At 48.9% G+C, this 16,081-nt stretch carries 13 protein-coding genes; 4 read left to right on the forward strand and 9 right to left on the reverse strand.

Annotated features, from left to right (window positions below; translation table 11 throughout):
* Positions 1 to 15: 15 nt before the first annotated feature.
* The 8 genes from KNO92_RS09495 to KNO92_RS09530 form a co-directional block, all read right to left on the reverse strand.
* Complete coding sequence (locus KNO92_RS09495) at positions 16 to 864, reverse strand: YitT family protein (protein WP_214761056.1); 849 nt, start codon at positions 862 to 864, stop codon at positions 16 to 18.
* A gap of 146 nt (positions 865 to 1,010) precedes the next feature.
* On the reverse strand, positions 1,011 to 3,308 hold the full coding sequence (locus KNO92_RS09500) for a glycoside hydrolase family 65 protein (protein WP_214696106.1): 2,298 nt from the start codon (positions 3,306 to 3,308) through the stop codon (positions 1,011 to 1,013).
* 215 nt (positions 3,309 to 3,523) lie between these two features.
* The gene (locus tag KNO92_RS09505; protein WP_214696108.1) at positions 3,524 to 3,937 is read right to left on the reverse strand and encodes a YflT domain-containing protein; all 414 of its coding nucleotides are present in this window, start codon (positions 3,935 to 3,937) and stop codon (positions 3,524 to 3,526) included.
* A 116-nt stretch (positions 3,938 to 4,053) separates the two neighbouring features.
* Entirely contained in the window at positions 4,054 to 5,109 is a 1,056-nt protein-coding gene (locus KNO92_RS09510) for a LacI family DNA-binding transcriptional regulator (protein WP_214696110.1), read from the reverse strand.
* Positions 5,110 to 5,164: 55 nt separating this feature from the next.
* Positions 5,165 to 6,667, reverse strand: coding sequence for an alpha-amylase family glycosyl hydrolase (locus KNO92_RS09515; RefSeq protein ID WP_214696111.1), 1,503 nt, complete (start codon positions 6,665 to 6,667; stop codon positions 5,165 to 5,167).
* 23 nt (positions 6,668 to 6,690) lie between these two features.
* Positions 6,691 to 7,524 (reverse strand): sugar ABC transporter permease, encoded by an 834-nt coding sequence (locus tag KNO92_RS09520; RefSeq protein WP_074037639.1) that lies wholly within the window; start codon positions 7,522 to 7,524, stop codon positions 6,691 to 6,693.
* A 1-nt stretch (position 7,525) separates the two neighbouring features.
* Positions 7,526 to 8,878, reverse strand: a complete 1,353-nt coding sequence (locus KNO92_RS09525) for a sugar ABC transporter permease (protein ID WP_214696115.1) — start codon at positions 8,876 to 8,878, stop codon at positions 7,526 to 7,528.
* Between the two features lie 105 nt (positions 8,879 to 8,983).
* Entirely contained in the window at positions 8,984 to 10,249 is a 1,266-nt protein-coding gene (locus KNO92_RS09530; RefSeq protein WP_214696117.1) for an extracellular solute-binding protein, read from the reverse strand.
* 370 nt (positions 10,250 to 10,619) lie between these two features.
* Here KNO92_RS09530 and KNO92_RS09535 point away from each other — a divergent pair, with 370 nt between their 5' ends.
* Together KNO92_RS09535 and KNO92_RS09540 are read left to right on the forward strand one after the other, a co-directional pair.
* Positions 10,620 to 12,404, forward strand: a complete 1,785-nt coding sequence (locus KNO92_RS09535) for a glycoside hydrolase family 13 protein (RefSeq protein ID WP_214696119.1) — start codon at positions 10,620 to 10,622, stop codon at positions 12,402 to 12,404.
* Between the two features lie 159 nt (positions 12,405 to 12,563).
* Complete coding sequence (locus tag KNO92_RS09540) at positions 12,564 to 13,922, forward strand: MATE family efflux transporter (RefSeq protein ID WP_196431464.1); 1,359 nt, start codon at positions 12,564 to 12,566, stop codon at positions 13,920 to 13,922.
* Positions 13,923 to 13,945: 23 nt separating this feature from the next.
* On the opposite strand, the gene KNO92_RS09545 is transcribed toward KNO92_RS09540, so the two are convergent.
* Positions 13,946 to 14,680 carry an enoyl-CoA hydratase/isomerase family protein gene (locus KNO92_RS09545; protein ID WP_214761058.1) on the reverse strand — a complete coding sequence of 245 codons (735 nt, stop codon included), beginning with the start codon at positions 14,678 to 14,680 and terminating at the stop codon, positions 13,946 to 13,948.
* A gap of 151 nt (positions 14,681 to 14,831) precedes the next feature.
* Between KNO92_RS09545 and ybaK the strand changes: the two genes are divergently transcribed.
* Positions 14,832 to 15,296, forward strand: a complete 465-nt coding sequence (gene ybaK, locus KNO92_RS09550) for a Cys-tRNA(Pro) deacylase (protein WP_214761060.1) — start codon at positions 14,832 to 14,834, stop codon at positions 15,294 to 15,296.
* 19 nt (positions 15,297 to 15,315) lie between these two features.
* Complete coding sequence (gene pssA / locus KNO92_RS09555; RefSeq protein WP_214747683.1) at positions 15,316 to 16,014, forward strand: CDP-diacylglycerol--serine O-phosphatidyltransferase; 699 nt, start codon at positions 15,316 to 15,318, stop codon at positions 16,012 to 16,014.
* Positions 16,015 to 16,081: the final 67 nt, after the last annotated feature.

Below are 16,081 nucleotides of genomic sequence, written 5' to 3' on the forward strand. Positions count from 1 at the left end.
TAATTCGTCTACTTTTTAGCGACGGAACGTTCCTTCGACGTCCTCTGTCGGCAAGATATTGATCCAAACCGATGGGTCTGCATCTTTACAAATCCGTGTGATTTCACGAACCTCGTGTCGTTGGGCGACCATCATGAGCGTTGCTTTCTCGACTTTCGAGTACGTGCCGATTGCCGGCATGAGCGTGATGCCACGGAACACGTGTTGATGCAATTCTTTCGTCACTTCATCTGGATGGTTCGTCACGATGAAGAGCGTCTGACGCTGCGTATTCGTGTAAATCTCATCGATAACTTTTGATGTCACATACAAGAAGACGATCGTATAGAGTGCTGTCGGCCATCCGAACAAGGCACCTGCTGCGAGCGCGATCATCATGTTCATCAAGAAGAGGTAGACACCGACCGAGTTGTTCGTGAATTTCGCAAGAATCAACGCGACAATGTCAAAGCCTCCCGTCGAGGCACCGTATCGAATCGTTATCCCCGATCCGATCGCCAAGAGCACACCGCCGAACACGGCGTTCAATAACGGGTCGTCCGAGAGGAGCTGCGATTGCGGAAGCATACGAATGAACAACGTAACCGAGGCGACACTGACGAGCGTATGGATCATCATATTCCGCCCGAGCATAAAATAACTGGCGACGAGCAGTGGTGCGTTCAGAATAAAGAACCAGAGCCCTTCCCCTAGTTCAAACGGTGTACCAGCTAGTAGTGCTGTCAAGATTTGGGCAAGACCCGTAAATCCTGTCGAATAGACGCCGGCTGGAATTAAAAATAATGTCATGGATAAGGCAACGAACAATCCTCCGATGATCGAGACAACCCCGATTCGTGTATGTTCTTTAACGGCTTCCGTCAAGCTTCAACTCCCCTTTCTCAAAATAGCTAAGAATCAAGATAACATAGATTATTCATGCTGCATACAGCAAATATGCAGGAAATCCGATAAGTTTTTCATACAAAAACAAGCCGACCGAGGTCGGCTTGTTCGTATGAAGCAATTGGTCACGCTTTCACTGTTTCAATTGTAATCGATTCATTCGCAGGAACCGTTACTGCATTTCCATACACGTGAAGCGTTACATCTGTACCACCTGTTTGTTGGATTGTCACTTGTTCACGTGATGATGTGACCGTCAAGTGATGGCCACGCCAGAGCATGTTGAACGAATAACCGTTCCAGTCCTTCGGAATCATCGGGCTGAACGAGAGGTGATCCCCCTGGATGCGCATGCCTGCGAAACCATGAACGATGGACATCCATGAGCCGACCATCGACGTGATGTGCAGCCCGTCTTCTGTATCATTGTTGTAGTTGTCGAGGTCAAGACGTGCTGAACGTTGATACAATTCAACCGCTTTGTCCTCATACCCGACTTCTGCCGCAATGATCGAATAGACACATGGTGACAAGCTCGACTCATGAACCGTGCGTGGCTCATAGAAATCGAAGTTCGCACGTTTCTGTTCAAGCGTGAAGCGATCACCAAACGTGTAGAGTCCTTGAAGGACGTCCGCTTGTTTGATGAAGTTTGAGCGAAGGATGCGATCCCACGACCAGTTTTGGTTAAGTGGAAGGTGTTTCGGATCGAGGTCCTTCACCAAGATCTGCTCTTTATCCATGAAGCCATCCTGTTGCATGAAGACATCTGGCACGAGGTCATCTTTTGGATAGTACATCTTCGTTTGGATATCCGCCCACTTCGCAAGTTCAGCGTCTGTGATGCCAAGTGTCGACACGAGCTCTTCGAGACGTGCAGGTTCTGCTTCTTTCAAGTAGTTATACACTTCTTGCGTGTACTCGAGCGTCCACGCGGCAATCAAGTTCGTGTACCAGTTGTTGTTGACGTTATTGTCGTATTCGTTCGGACCTGTGACGCCTAGGATCATATACACGTCTTTGTGTGGCACAAAGTTGACGCGGCTAGCCCAGTAACGCGAGATTTCGACCAATACTTCAAGTCCATATTGTCCAAGGTAAGACTTGTCGCCTGTGAAGTTCGTGTAGTTGAAGATCGCATGGGCGATTGCACCGTTCCGGTGAATCTCTTCATGCGTGATCTCCCACTCGTTGTGACACTCTTCCCCGTTCATCGTGACCATCGGGTAAAGCGCACCTTCCATACCGACATTCTTCACAGCGTTCTCTTTTGCTTGTGGCAATTGATTGTGACGGTATTTGAGCAAGTTCCATGAGACCTCTGGTTTGGTCGTCGCCAAGTAGAAGTGGAGGCAATAGGCTTCCGTATCCCAATACGTCGCACCGCCGTACTTCTCGCCTGTGAATCCTTTCGGTCCGATGTTGAGACGCGAATCTTCACCTGTATACGTCTGATACATGTTGAAGATGTTGAAACGGATTCCTTGTTGCGCTTCGATATCTCCATCGATTCGAACGTCCGCATCTTCCCAGCGTGCAAGCCACGCTTCCGTCTGTTCAGTGAGAAGCGTTTCAAAGCCCTTTTCAAACGCCGCTTCGACGCGTGTCATCCCTGCAGATTGAAGGTCTTCAATCGCATGGTCGCGGTTCGTCACGACAGATACATATTTATAGGCTGTCGCTGTCTCGCCGGCAGTCACATTGACCGTGAATTTGTTCGCCACGAAGAGGTCTGTCGCTTCGAGCACTTCACAACGAGCGCCTTCTACGTCCGCAATCATCGATGCCGTGACGTGCCAATCGAGTTTTTTCGTCTTCGTCGTCACGAAACCGAAGCGTTCTTCGATGCCACGGTCGACCGGGAGCCAGAACTTCTCATCGTAGTTCGAATCTTCGTTCTCGACATCGCCGTCTAAGTATGGCGTGAACTCGATTTTCGCTTCGTAGTTCACCGGTGTGACGTTGTAACGAATCGCTAATACTTCTTTATCGACGATGGAGAAGAAACGGACGACTTCTACGTTTGTCTCTTCTGTCCCGTTCATCAATGTGAACGTCCGCGTGAGGACACCACGCTGCATATCCAATTCACGTGTAAAGTCCTTCACGTCCCATTTCGCCAAATCGACAGGTGTCCCATTAATCGCGACGCGTAGACCGATGACGTTTGTCGCATTCAATACTTTGGCAAAGTATTCAGGATATCCGTTCTTCCACCAACCGACACGTGTTTTGTCCGGGTAATAGACGCCCGCCACATAGAATCCTTGGTGCGTATCATTCGAGTAATCTTCCTCGAAATTTCCTCGCATTCCCATGTGCCCGTTTCCGAGCGATGTGATCGATTCAGCAAGACGGTTTTCTTTCGGGTGAAGACCTTCTTCTGTTACTTTCCATTCATCGACTGCAAACAATCGTTTCATCTGTCTGCCACTCCTTTTTCTCTACAAGGCTACCTTCGATGGACAACAAGTTCGTGCAACCGCTTGTCTATGAAAGCGCTGTATTTAATCTCACCTTTCATTTTACACAACTGAAGATAGAATGCAATCGTTTGCATAAAACTTTTTCTTTCTTTTTTTCGTCACATTTTTTAGAGAAAAAAACTGCCTCCCACGGAGACAGCCTAAATGGATCATCACTTTTGATTTTCTTCATCCTCACCGAACGCCGCATTCGCTTCGTGCCCTTCGAATAGAGCGCTCCGACCATCATTGAACCCCGTATCTGGTTCATCGATGACGAGCACATATCCACCTTGTTTCAATTGTGCATGTGCTTGCCCCACTTCATCATCTGAGATGCCTAAATCGTGTAGCGCCTGTTTCATATCTTTGCCCTGACTTGTATCGTCCTGAAGGTTGTCTAACCAAGACGCGTCACCGTTTTCCACGTTTACGTTCGTCTCATGTTTGAGCACATGGACAGCGTCTTCCTGTTCGGTCACGACATATAATTCTCCTTCATCATAACCATTTTCATTCAGTTCGTTAATTTTAGAAAGCAGGTTCTCTTTCGTATCGTATGTTCCGACAAATCGTTTTTCGCTCATCTCAATCCATCCTTTCAGTTTCAATCCGTTCGTGAGAAATGTTCCCTACTTCAGGTGACTTCAATCAACAGGATATGCAAAAGACGACCTCGCTCCTTGCGAGATCGTCTAGACGATTAAGAATTTGATTCGAGCGTCTCCGCTTTATTCTTTTTTTGTCCACATGATTGGCGGACGACCAAATAGTGTGGAACGATGACACGTTTTCCGTATGGTGGGGCATTATCGCTAATTTGTTCAATCAAGCAATTTGTCGCCTCAAAGCCGAGACCGAAAATGTTGATCTCGACCGAAGTGAGCGGCGGGTTCGAGTGTTCGGCGATATAGACGTTATTGAAACTGACGACAGCCACATCTTCAGGAATCTTGAGTCCCATTTCGCTGAGTGTACTGATGACCCCGAGTGCCATCATGTCATCACTGACGACGACAGCTGTCGGTGGCTCTTCATTTTGAAGCAGTTCACGGACGGCTTTTGCGCCACCTTTCGTCATGAACTCGGCCCGGGCAATATAGTCCTCACATACCGGGATGCCCGCTTCCATGAGTGCCGTCGCGTATCCGTTCCGGCGGTCTTGTGTCACGGCGAGTTTGTCCGATCCCCCGATGAAGGCGATGCGACGGTGACCTAGGTTATAGAGATGCTTCGTCACTTCGCGTCCGGCTAAATAGTTGTCCGTATCGACGTACGTAATCGAAGAAGCGTCCCCGAACGGCTTCCCGACCACGACGAACGGAAACTTCGTCTGACGTAGATATTGGACGACTTGGTCGTCTTCACGTGAATAGAGGACGATGACACCGTCGACACGGCGTCCTTGTACCATCTCGATCACACCCGACAATACCTCTTCTTCTGTCACACCGGTCGTCATATAGAGTGAATAACCGTTTTGGTGCGCCTTCGTACTGATTCCTCGCAACACTTCTGGGAAGAATGGGTTTTGAAGCGTCTTTGTTGCCGCGCTCGGCATGACGAGACCAATCGACTGTGTCGAGCGGTTGGCAAGACTTCTCGCATGAATGTTCGGATGGTAACCGAGCTCTTCCATCGAGCTTCTGACTCGTTCTTTTGTCTTCTGACTGATTCTTGGGCTGTTGGCGATGACGCGAGATACCGTCGACGGCGCGACGTTCGCGTGCTTCGCAACATCTTTAATTGTGATTTGCATGGTGTTCCCCCCTGCTTCCGTGAATTCAATTCGTGCCTTTCGGCGTGTCATATCTTTATTTGCGACGCTTCCACATGACCAAACCTGTCAAGAAAATCGGAATCGTGACGACGATCAACCCAATCATCCACGGATTTACCGATGACTCCTCAACGATGTAAGCGTTCGCACTTTCGCCAGATAGTTCAATTGTAAACGTTCCGCGTTGATCTGTGACCAGTTGTGAGAATAATAGACCACGAAGTCTTGTATCTTCCCCGATTTCACTGACCTCGATCTCAATCTCTCGATCCTCACTGTTCATGTTGATCGCATATAACGCGACGTCATCTCCGTCTTTCCGTTCGAAGACGGCCATTCCATCCTCCGATGCAATCATACGCTGTTCACCTGTCGCAAACACAGGATACTCTTCACGCATGCGGTTCATCGTTGCGACGTATTCGTGTAACTCTTCATTTCCCGGGAATTCAGTCATGACACGGTTCGCCGGGTCGGCTCCACCTGTCTGTGCATTTTCTGTCCCTTGGAAGACGATTGGCATACCCGGTGACGCATAGAGTGCGAACAACCCAAGACGTAACCGTCGTTCCGCCGATTCCACGCCGCCGAGTTCAGCCATATGCATGAACCGTTCGACATCATGGTTATCGAGGAACGTCGCCATCTGATTCGGGTCGTTAAAAAACGTTTCGGCATAGCTTGCGGCAACATCGATTTCATCGACGTTCGCCTGCTGTTGCGTCATCGTTTTTGATACCCGGTCGTAGAATGTAAAGTTCGTGATGCTGTTGAATCCAAGGTCGTCATATTGCGCGACATATTGTGGATCCGGATCAAACACTTCAGCGAGTAAGTAAAAGTCTGGGTCGACCGACCGAACACCTTCGATAAAGTCTTTCCAGAACGCCTTATCGACGTGACGGACCGTGTCGAGGCGATAGCCATCGATGTCCGTCTCTTCGATCCAGTACTTCGCCGCGTCGATCAAATACGATTTGACTTCCGGATCCTCTGTTTTAAAGTCCGGCAAATCGAATAACCAGTGTGTCTCGACTTGCTCCTGGTCTTTCCAGAACACGATCGGCAGCTGTTCGTGGAACCATTCCGGCTTTTCTTCCACCCACGGATGGTTCGGGCCGACGTGGTTGACAACGAAGTCGAGAATGACTTTCATGTCTCGTTTGTGTGCTTCCGCGACAAGTTCTTGTAAGTCCTCTTTCGTCCCGAATTGCGGGTCGATGTTATAAAAATCCTTAATCCAATACCCGTGATAGCCGTCCGGCATATTTTCAAAAACGGGTGTCAACCAAATCGATGTGAAGCCGAGTGACTCGATATAATCGAGCTTTTCGATGACCCCACGGATGTCCCCGCCATGAAACGCTTTCGGATCATCTTTGTCGACTTGCTCATTGTTGTCCGGGTTCCCGTCAACAAATCGGTCGACCATAATAAAATACATGCGTTCTTGTTCCCAAGTAGCAGCTTCCTTTGCACCGACGACGGTCGGAAACAAAAGAAGCGACAGGAGCACGAGCACGACGCCTCGCCTCATATCGCTTCCTCCTTTTACGAGTATTATCCTTTCGTACCACCCGCTGTAAGGCCAGAAACGAAGTAGCGTTGGAACATGAAGAACAAGATGACGATCGGAAGGGCTGAAAGAACGGCACCCGCCGCGAATAACGTGAAGTTATTATCGAACTGTTTCGAGATCATGTTGTAAAGACCAACTGCCAATGTTTGTTTCTCTGGTGAACGAAGGACGAGCGATGCCAAGATAAAGTCGTTGAATGGTCCCATGAAGTTAAAGAGAGCAATCGTTGCGACAATCGGCTTCGCAAGCGGCAAGATGATTTGCCAGAAGATTCGGAGGTGACCTGCACCATCCATGCGGGCTGCTTCGTCAAGTTCTTTTGGAATCGTGTCGAAGTACCCTTTCGCCAAGTACGTGTTCATCGGAATCGCACCACCCGCATAGAGCAAGATGAGCGCTGTATGTGTGTCAAGAAGGTTGAGCATGTTGAGCAATACATAAATCGCGATGATCGCAACGAACTGTGGCACCATCTGAAGGACGAGGAACAAGACGAGTGAGTTCTTCCGTCCGACGAAACGGTAGCGTGAGAAGACGTAACCAGTAATCGTCACCAAGACGACTGAGAGTGCCATCGTGATGAAAGCGATTTTCAACGTGTTCACATACCATAAACTATAATCCGAAATCGTTAGGTCAAACAAGTTTTTATAGTGAATAAACGTCGGGTTCGCTGGAATAATCGTTGACGTAATCGTACGCCCCGGGTTGAATGATGTACCGACAACCCAAAGCATCGGATAGAGAATGATGATCGACGCAAGCGTCAAGATGACATACGAGATCGCCAAATTGATTCGTTTTTGTTTTTTCATATCAGATCATATCCTCGTCTTTGAAAGATTTTGTCCGACGGAACTGGATCACGGCAAGTGTCATGATGAAGAATGACAAGATGAGTGTAATCGCAGCCGCAAGTCCGTATTGCGGGTTGGCACCGAGAGACAATTTGTAAATCCAAGAAATCAAGATGTCGGTACCGCCGGCCGTTTGTCCAGGTACAGCAGGGCCACCGCCATTAAAGAGATAGATGATGTTGAAGTTGTTAAAGTTGAACGTGAACTGCGTGATCAAGATCGGTGCAGTTGCGAACAAGAGCATCGGCAATGTGATCAAACGGAACTTATCAAAGATGGTTGCTCCGTCAATCGTCGCCGCTTCATATAAGTCACCAGGAATCGACTGAAGGACCCCTGTCATGAGCGTCATGATGAACGGGAATCCGAGCCACCATTGAATGAGAACGAGTGCTGTTCGTGTAGCTGTCGGATCGGTCATCCAGTTGACTGGGTCAAGACCGAGTGCCGGCAAGATTGTCGTATTGAACACCCCGAACGATTCGTTGAACATTGAACGGAAGATCAAGATCGTGATGAATGCCGGAACTGCCCAAGACAAAATCAAGATTGAACGGAACAAGCGACGGAAACGAAGACCTTCTTGGTTCAAGAGTACCGCAAGGAAGATACCGATTGCGATGACACCTGTCGTTGAAGCGACTGTCCAGACAAGCGTCCAGCCGAGTACCCCGACGAACGTGTCACGGAAGATATCGATTTCAAAAATACGCGTGAAGTTCTCGAATCCGACCCATTCGACGAGTTTCGCTGGTGGTGCGTTATTGTAGCGATAGTTCGTGAAGGCAATCAAGAACGTAAAGATCAATGGAAGAATAACTGTAAACACTAACAAAATGAGTGATGGGATTAACATCAAGTATGGGAATCCATGGTCACGCAAGTTGCGAAGTTGCATTTGGAACGATGGAAGGTTTAGATGCTGATCACGAGCGCGACCGACACGATAGGCGTCACGAATGTTCCAAACATAGAACGCGATTCCGAAGAAAAGTAAAATTAACGCGACAATCCCCTCGACCATCAAGAAGATGGAGTGGTCGTTACGAGGTCCTGGCACTTCACCAAGCGTGATCAATCCCCAAAGTCCTCCACGGTCACCTGGTCCTGCGCCCGCCCCTTTGAAAAATAGATCATAGTTAACAGCAAAATAAGATACGACGATGATAAAGAACGCTACCGCCTTCGCGTATTGTTTGTTATATACCTGTCCGAGTCCCGGAATGATGGAAAGTAGTCCCGCGTTCCGAGCATGGTTTGTAGGCTTGTCCGGGCGTTGGTCCGGTGTTTTAGGGTTCGCAATTGCAGCCATCCTCAGTTTCTCCTTTCGATTTGAGCAAATCAATCAAGCAAACGTTTGCTCAATGTTAGAAAATGAGGGGGAACGCCATGTGGCGCACCCCGTCATTTCAATTCCTTATTGGTTGTTTGCTTGGATTTGTTGCTCGATGACTTTCACTGCATCGTCTGCAGATTTTTGTGCATCTTGTTTACCAGTCGCTACAAGCTGAAGTGCTTGTGCCATCGGCTCCCAAACTTGTCCCATTTCAGGAATGTTCGGCATTGGGATTGCGTTTGTCGCTTGGTCGAATACCGCTTTCGCAACTTCGTTCGACGTGATTGTTTCGTTCGACTCGAGTGCTGCTACTGGTGGGATCTCGTTGTATGCTTCAAACATTGCCAATGCGTTTTCTTCATTCGTCAACTCTTGAAGGAACATTTCAGCCCACTCTTGGTTTTCTGTGTAAGCTGAAAGGGCATATGTTTTCACACCCATGAACGTCTTGATTGGCTCACCGTTCGGAAGTGTTGGCATTGGAGCCGCTCCGAGGTTCACGCCTGCATCTGTGTAACCTGCTACAGCCCATGGTCCGTTCATGACTGAGTGAGCTTTCTTCTCAGTGAAGAGTTGGTCCATTGCCTGGCCGCCAGGTTCTCCGACCAATCCTTTAGGGAAGAGGCCTTCTTGATACCATTTACCGATGTATTCGAATCCTTCAACCGCGCCTTCGTTGTTCAAACCGATGTCAGATGGGTCGAGTGCGCCACCGTCTTCTTTGAACACGTATCCGCCGAATCCAGCGATAACACCGTGTGCGAAGTAGAAGTTATCCCAAAGTGCGAGGAATCCGTACTCGCCATCAGCTTTCACATCGTTTGACAACTTGTAGAGGTCGTCCATTGATGCTGGAGCTTCAGCCATCAAATCTTTGTTGTACATGAGAACTGGTGTCTCAACTGATTTTGGATATCCATAAGCTTGACCATCGAACATGACAGCTGATTTCGCAGCGTCTGTGAATGCGTCAAGTGATCCTTCGTCAGCGATTGGAGCCAAGTGACCTTGGTCAGCGATTGTACCGATTTGGTCGTGTGGTACGAGAACGATGTCTGGGCCTTTACCAGCTGGACCGTCAAGCGCAAGCTTGTCTTTTTGGTCTGTCATCTGTACTTCGACGACTTCAACTTTTACGCCATGCTCTTCTTCGAACGCCTTCGCAACTTCTTTCGTTGTTTCAGACTTTTCGATGTCTTCCCAGATGACGATCTTTTCAGGTTTGTTCTCGCTTGAAGAACCACCTTCGTTAGAAGATCCGTTGTCTGTTCCGCCACCACATGCAGCAAGTGCACCGAATGCGAATACTGCTGTTGAAAGTCCTGCTACCATTTTTTTCATCTTCATGATGAAAAACCTCCCCAAGGAAATAGTATGGTCAGATTTGCGCAATCGCACGACCACGTCAATTTTAAAACTCCGCTACGAAATTGACACGGTAGTGAAAACGTTTGCATCCTCACCTCAATTTTTATTATACAGTTGTGAAAGCGTTTTACAAGTCTTTTTTTACACTTTTTTTACGTCTGTTGACCCATTTATGTAATTTATAAAATTTTGTTCTCAAATCTTCACTTTTTATGAGTTTCAGCAATTGACAAAATGTAAACGCTTTATTACCCTTTGCTTGAGCAAACGTTTTCGCAACACCTATTCTCTTTGATTCACAGTGTTGTAAAATGATGTCATCCCCCTTAAAGAAAGGAATGTTTTCCTTATGATGAAAGAAGCGATTTATCATCGTGCCATGTCCCCGTTCGTTTACAAATATGACCGTGAGACGATCCACATCCGTTTTCATACGAAACGTGGAGATATTGAATCGGTCGATTTGATTTGGAACGACCCTTATGATTGGCATTCTGAAGACCCGGCCATGTGGAATTTTGACCCGGACAAGCCGAGCTACTGGCGTACATACGAGACTCCAATGGAGAAAATCGGTTTTGACGACGCCTATGACTACTGGTTCATCGCCATCAAGCCGCCGTTCCGTCGCCTTCGCTACGGATTCCGTTTGAATGATGGACAAGAGACGGCCGTCTATACCGAAAAAGGATGGTTCGAAGAAAAACCGCTCGATGATACGGGATATTACTTCTGTGTCCCGTTTATCAATCCGATTGATATCTTCCACGCACCGTCTTGGGTGAAGGACACGGTTTGGTATCAAATCTTCCCGGATCGCTTCGCCAATGGAGATGCTTCACTTAATCCAGAAGAGACACTGCCATGGAACTCGACAGAGCCGACAATCACAAACTTCTTCGGTGGGGATTTCCAAGGGGTGATCGACCATATCGACCACTTGGTCGAACTCGGGATTACTGGAATCTATTTCTGCCCAATCTTTAAAGCGACGACGAACCATAAGTACGATACGCTCGACTATATGGAAATCGATCCACAGTTCGGGACAAAAGAGAAATTTAAAGAACTGGTCGACCTCTTGCACGAGAATGGCATCAAGGTCATGCTCGACGCCGTCTTCAACCATATCGGATATCACCATCCATGGTTCCAAGATGTCGTCGAGAACGGTCCGTCTTCTGAGTATCGAGATTGGTTCTATCTTCGCGATTTCCCGGTCGTCACAGAACCGAAGCCGAACTATGATACGTTCGCATTCGAGAAGAACATGCCGAAGATCAATACGGAGCATCCAGAGTTAAAAGCTTACTTATTAGATGTCGCCCGTTACTGGGTCGAAGAGTTCGGTATCGACGGATGGCGCTTAGACGTCGCCAACGAAGTCGACCATGCATTCTGGCGTGACTTCCGTAAGGCAGTCAAGCAAGCGAACCCGGAAGCCTACATCCTCGGGGAGATTTGGCACGATTCACAACCTTGGCTACAAGGGGATCAGTTCGATGCCGTCATGAACTATCCGTTCACGAACGCAAGCTTGAACTATTTCGCACTCGACCGGACGACGGCTTCTGAGTTCCGCAACGAATTGACGCGCGTCGAGATGATGAACACGATGAATGTCAACGAAGTCACATTCAACTTGATCGACTCACATGATACGCCACGCGCGTTGACGCGGGCGAAAGGTCATAAAGGCAAGTTCAAGCTATTGATGACGTCGATGCTCACGTACACAGGTAGCCCATGTATTTACTACGGGGATGAAATCGGACTCGAGGGAGAACAAGACCCGGGTTGCCGTCGCTGTATGCCATGGGACGAAGCCGAAGAAGACCGTAACCTCTTCCGTTACATTCAAAAGCTCATCCAGCTACGGAAAGACCATCCCGTACTCGCGAACGCCGGTTCGTATCGCTTCAACTTGGTCGACGACGCCAACAATGCCGTCATCATCGAGCGATGCACGAAAGATGAGACGTACTTGGTCTACTTCAACAACTCGGACTCTACTTCGAAACTAAGTCCGCTTGGTTATCGTGGCGCCGCCTACGACTTGTTACACGACCGCGATCTCGAGTCACTCGAAATCGAATTGGCACCATTTAGTGCAGCTATTCTGAAATTGAAATAATTTCGAAAATCACCTGATTGCTTCGGGTGATTTTTTTGTTGAAAATAATTTAGCAAACCCCTTTCTTTTTCATTTCATAAGGAGTAAGATGACCTTTGACATTTTTATAAAACAAATAGTTAACAGAAAGAATTATAGAGAAAAGGGAGAATACACTACATGCAGACGAAACAAACGGAACAGCTCACCCTGTTCAAACTGTCGTGGCCGATTTTTATCGAACTTGCCCTCCACATGGGGACCGGGATCATCGCCACATTGATGCTCGCACATTACTCAGACGCCGCCGCTTCGGCCGTCGGGGTTGCCAACCAAATCTTAAACGTGTTCTTGATTGTCTTCAGTGTGACGTCTGTCGGGGCGACCATCTTGATCGGTCAAGCGATTGGCGCACAACGCATGAAGAAGAGTCGTGACTTTGCCCGCTCCGCCGTCAGTTTGAATATGTGGCTCGGTGCAATCATGGTCGTCGTCATCTTCTTGTTCGGCGAAACGTTTTTACGCCTGTTCGGTCTATCGGACGAACTGTTTGCACACGGGCTGTTGTTCCTGCAAATCGTCGGCTTGTCGTTATTCACCGAAGCACTCATCATGGCGCTCAGCTCGATTCTACGAAGTCACGGCATGACGAAACATGCCATGCTCGCGACGCTTCTGATTGATATCATCACTGCTGTTGGTGCCATCTTTGCCGTTACCGGCTGGTTCGGACTTCCGGTCACTGGCGTTGCCGGTGTCGCTTGGGCCATCGTGATCGCACGATTCGCCGCCATGGTACTTTTGTTCTGGCTCGTCAAACGGAAGCTAATGATCCGCTTCCCGTTAAAAGAAGTGATTCGTCCTAAGAAAGACGACATCCAGTCGCTCCTTCAAATCGGTGTCCCTTCTGCCGGAGAGAACTTGTCTTATCAAGCTTCACAGATCATCATCACCGGTTTCATCGCGACGATGGGAGAAGCTTCCCTCGCCGCACGGGTATACGTCATGAACTTGTCGATGCTCGCCTTCTTGTTCACCGTCGCCGTCGCGCAAGGGACACAGCTCTTGATCGCGCGAGATATCGGGGGCAAACGTTTCAAAGAGGCGTATCATCGCGCCGTCAAGACATTGAAGATTGCCATGTTCGCCTCGTTCGTCGCCTCTCTCGGATTGGCGGTATTCAGCGAGTCGCTACTCGGGCTCTTCACGTCAAACCCTGACATCATCGCGGTCGGAGTGCCAATCTTATGGGCAACGCTCATTTTAGAGCCAGGTCGCGCCATGAACATCGTCTTGATGGGATCGTTGAAGTCCGTTGGAGACGTTCGTTTCCCGGTCATGATCGGAATCGCCTCGATGTGGGGCGTCGCCGTAGCGTTCAGCTACTTGTTCGGTCTTCAAATGGGGCTCGGCATCCTCGGGATTTGGCTCGCCTTCTCTCTCGATGAGTGGTTCCGTGGTTTCTTCGCGTTCCGCCGTTGGAAGTACGGAACGTGGCAACAAAAAGGATTCCAGTTCGAAGCCAAATCAACCACGTAAAAAAGCGGCCGCGGCCGCTTTTTTTATCTCATCAAAAATGCCTGCATCGCCTGACGGTGTACGTCCGTGTCCCCACACTTTCGTTGCCAATCGATTTCTTCATTCAATCCCTCTTCAAATGAAGCAGCCCGCATGAGCGCCTTCATCCCTTGAACAGCGACCGGTGATTTTGCAGCGAGTGTCTCTGCGTAGGAAGTCAATCGCTCCGTATACACCGCATCTTCCACGAGCTCTGTGACGAGTCCGAATGTGTGCGCTGCCTCCGAGTCGATCGTACTGCCACTCCACAACCAATCTAATGCGAGGTCGTCTCGCATAAGTCGACGTAAGTGATACGGTCCGCCTGCATCTGCGACCAATCCGATTTTGATGAACGCCGAGCTGAACTTCGTCGACTTGGCGACGATTCGGACATCAGCCGCGAGTGCCAAACTGAGTCCCGCTCCCGCCACGACGCCATGAATTCCCGCGATGAGCGGCTTACGGCACGAGAAAAGCGCACGAACGAGTGGATGATATACCTCTTCTAAATATTCCCCGTAATCTGCATCGCTCTCAATCGTTAAATCTTGTCCAGATGAGAATGCCCGCCCTTCTCCGACAAGGACAATGACACGAACCGCGTCGTCCTGATCAAATTCATCGATTGCCGTTTTCATTTCACGTAGCAACGTCTCGTTCAAGGCGTTCAGCTTTTCAGGTCGGTTTAGTTTCAACCACCCTACCCCATTGTGCGTCGTCAATTGAATCGTCTCCACTTTCATTCCCCCTTCTAAAATGAATCACTGTTCATTTCTTCGCCATTCCGTCAAACTCCTTCCTTTACTGAAAAGTTTTTTGAAGTTCAATTGCCGTGAAGTTGGTTGATTTGCTATTCTAAAAGGAGTCGGTCACGAAAGGATGAGTCAGATGCAACTGACAAACGCCGCTCGGCAACTGAAACAAAAGAAGATTCCGTTCGCTTATCATACGTATGAAGTCGATGAAACCGATGTCTCTGCCAAACATGTCGCAAAGACGTTGCATAAACCGCTCGATGAACTATACAAAACGATTTGTCTCATGAACGAGAAAAAACAATACGCCTTCTTTCTCATTTCTGGAGAACGTGACATCGATTTGAAGGCAGCCGCGAAAGCTTGGGGAGCGAAGAAAGCATCGCCTGTCCCGATGAAAGAGCTCGAGGCACTGACCGGATACATCCGGGGTGGCGTCTCTCCCATCGGGGCGAAGAAGTCGTTTCCCGTATACCTGCATGAGGCAGCTAGAGAGAAAGAGACCATCACGATCTCTGCCGGGAAACGTGGCTATCAAATCGAGTTGAAGCCAGAAGATTTACTGCAATTCACAAACGGTCGCTGGTTTAGCCAATGACCTTACTGGGGGAAAAATTATGTGGAAAGAACGCATCCGCTCGTGGATTCCAAACTCCTTTACGTTCGGAAATTTATTTTGTGGTGTCGTCGCAATCGTCTACGCCGCACGTGGTGACTTCTCAAACGCCACGTTGTTAATCATCATCGCGATGATGCTCGATAGCTTGGACGGGCGCCTCGCCCGTATGCTCGGAGTCGCTGGAGACTTCGGGAAAGAGCTAGATTCGCTCGCTGACATCGTCACGTTTGGTGTCGCACCGGCGATGCTCGCCTATTATACGTTTTTCATTGATTACGGCAATTATGGATTGTTCTTTGCGGCACTCTTCCCGCTATTTGGGGCATACCGCCTCGCCCGCTTCAACTTGTCCGCGACAAACGTTGCGGCGAGTTACTTCTCCGGTGTCCCGATTACGGCCGCCGGTGGACTCCTCGCCGTCATCACGACGTTCGGGGACCGCGTCAGCGAACTGTTGACACCAATTTTCTTCACAGGGCTCGCCCTGTTGATGGTCAGCCGTGTCCGCATCCCGAGTTTCAAAGATGTACCACTGCCGCGTCACTCGTTCATCATTACCATCAGTCTTGTCTACGTGACGTATATGATGTTCGCCCGTTGGAAAGAATGGCCGACGTTCTGGTTCATCGCCGTCCCGTTCTATGTCTTATTCATCGCTTTCTCGTTCGTGAAAAGACGGAAGCGGATGGCCAATTAAGAGTCTCGTTCAACGAGGCTCTTTTTTCGTACATGCATTTGTTAGACGAAGACTGAGATGAGCTTTA

The organism is Exiguobacterium sp. s129 (genome assembly GCF_018617585.1).
Taxonomy (GTDB): Bacteria; Bacillota; Bacilli; order Exiguobacteriales; family Exiguobacteriaceae; genus Exiguobacterium; species Exiguobacterium aestuarii_A.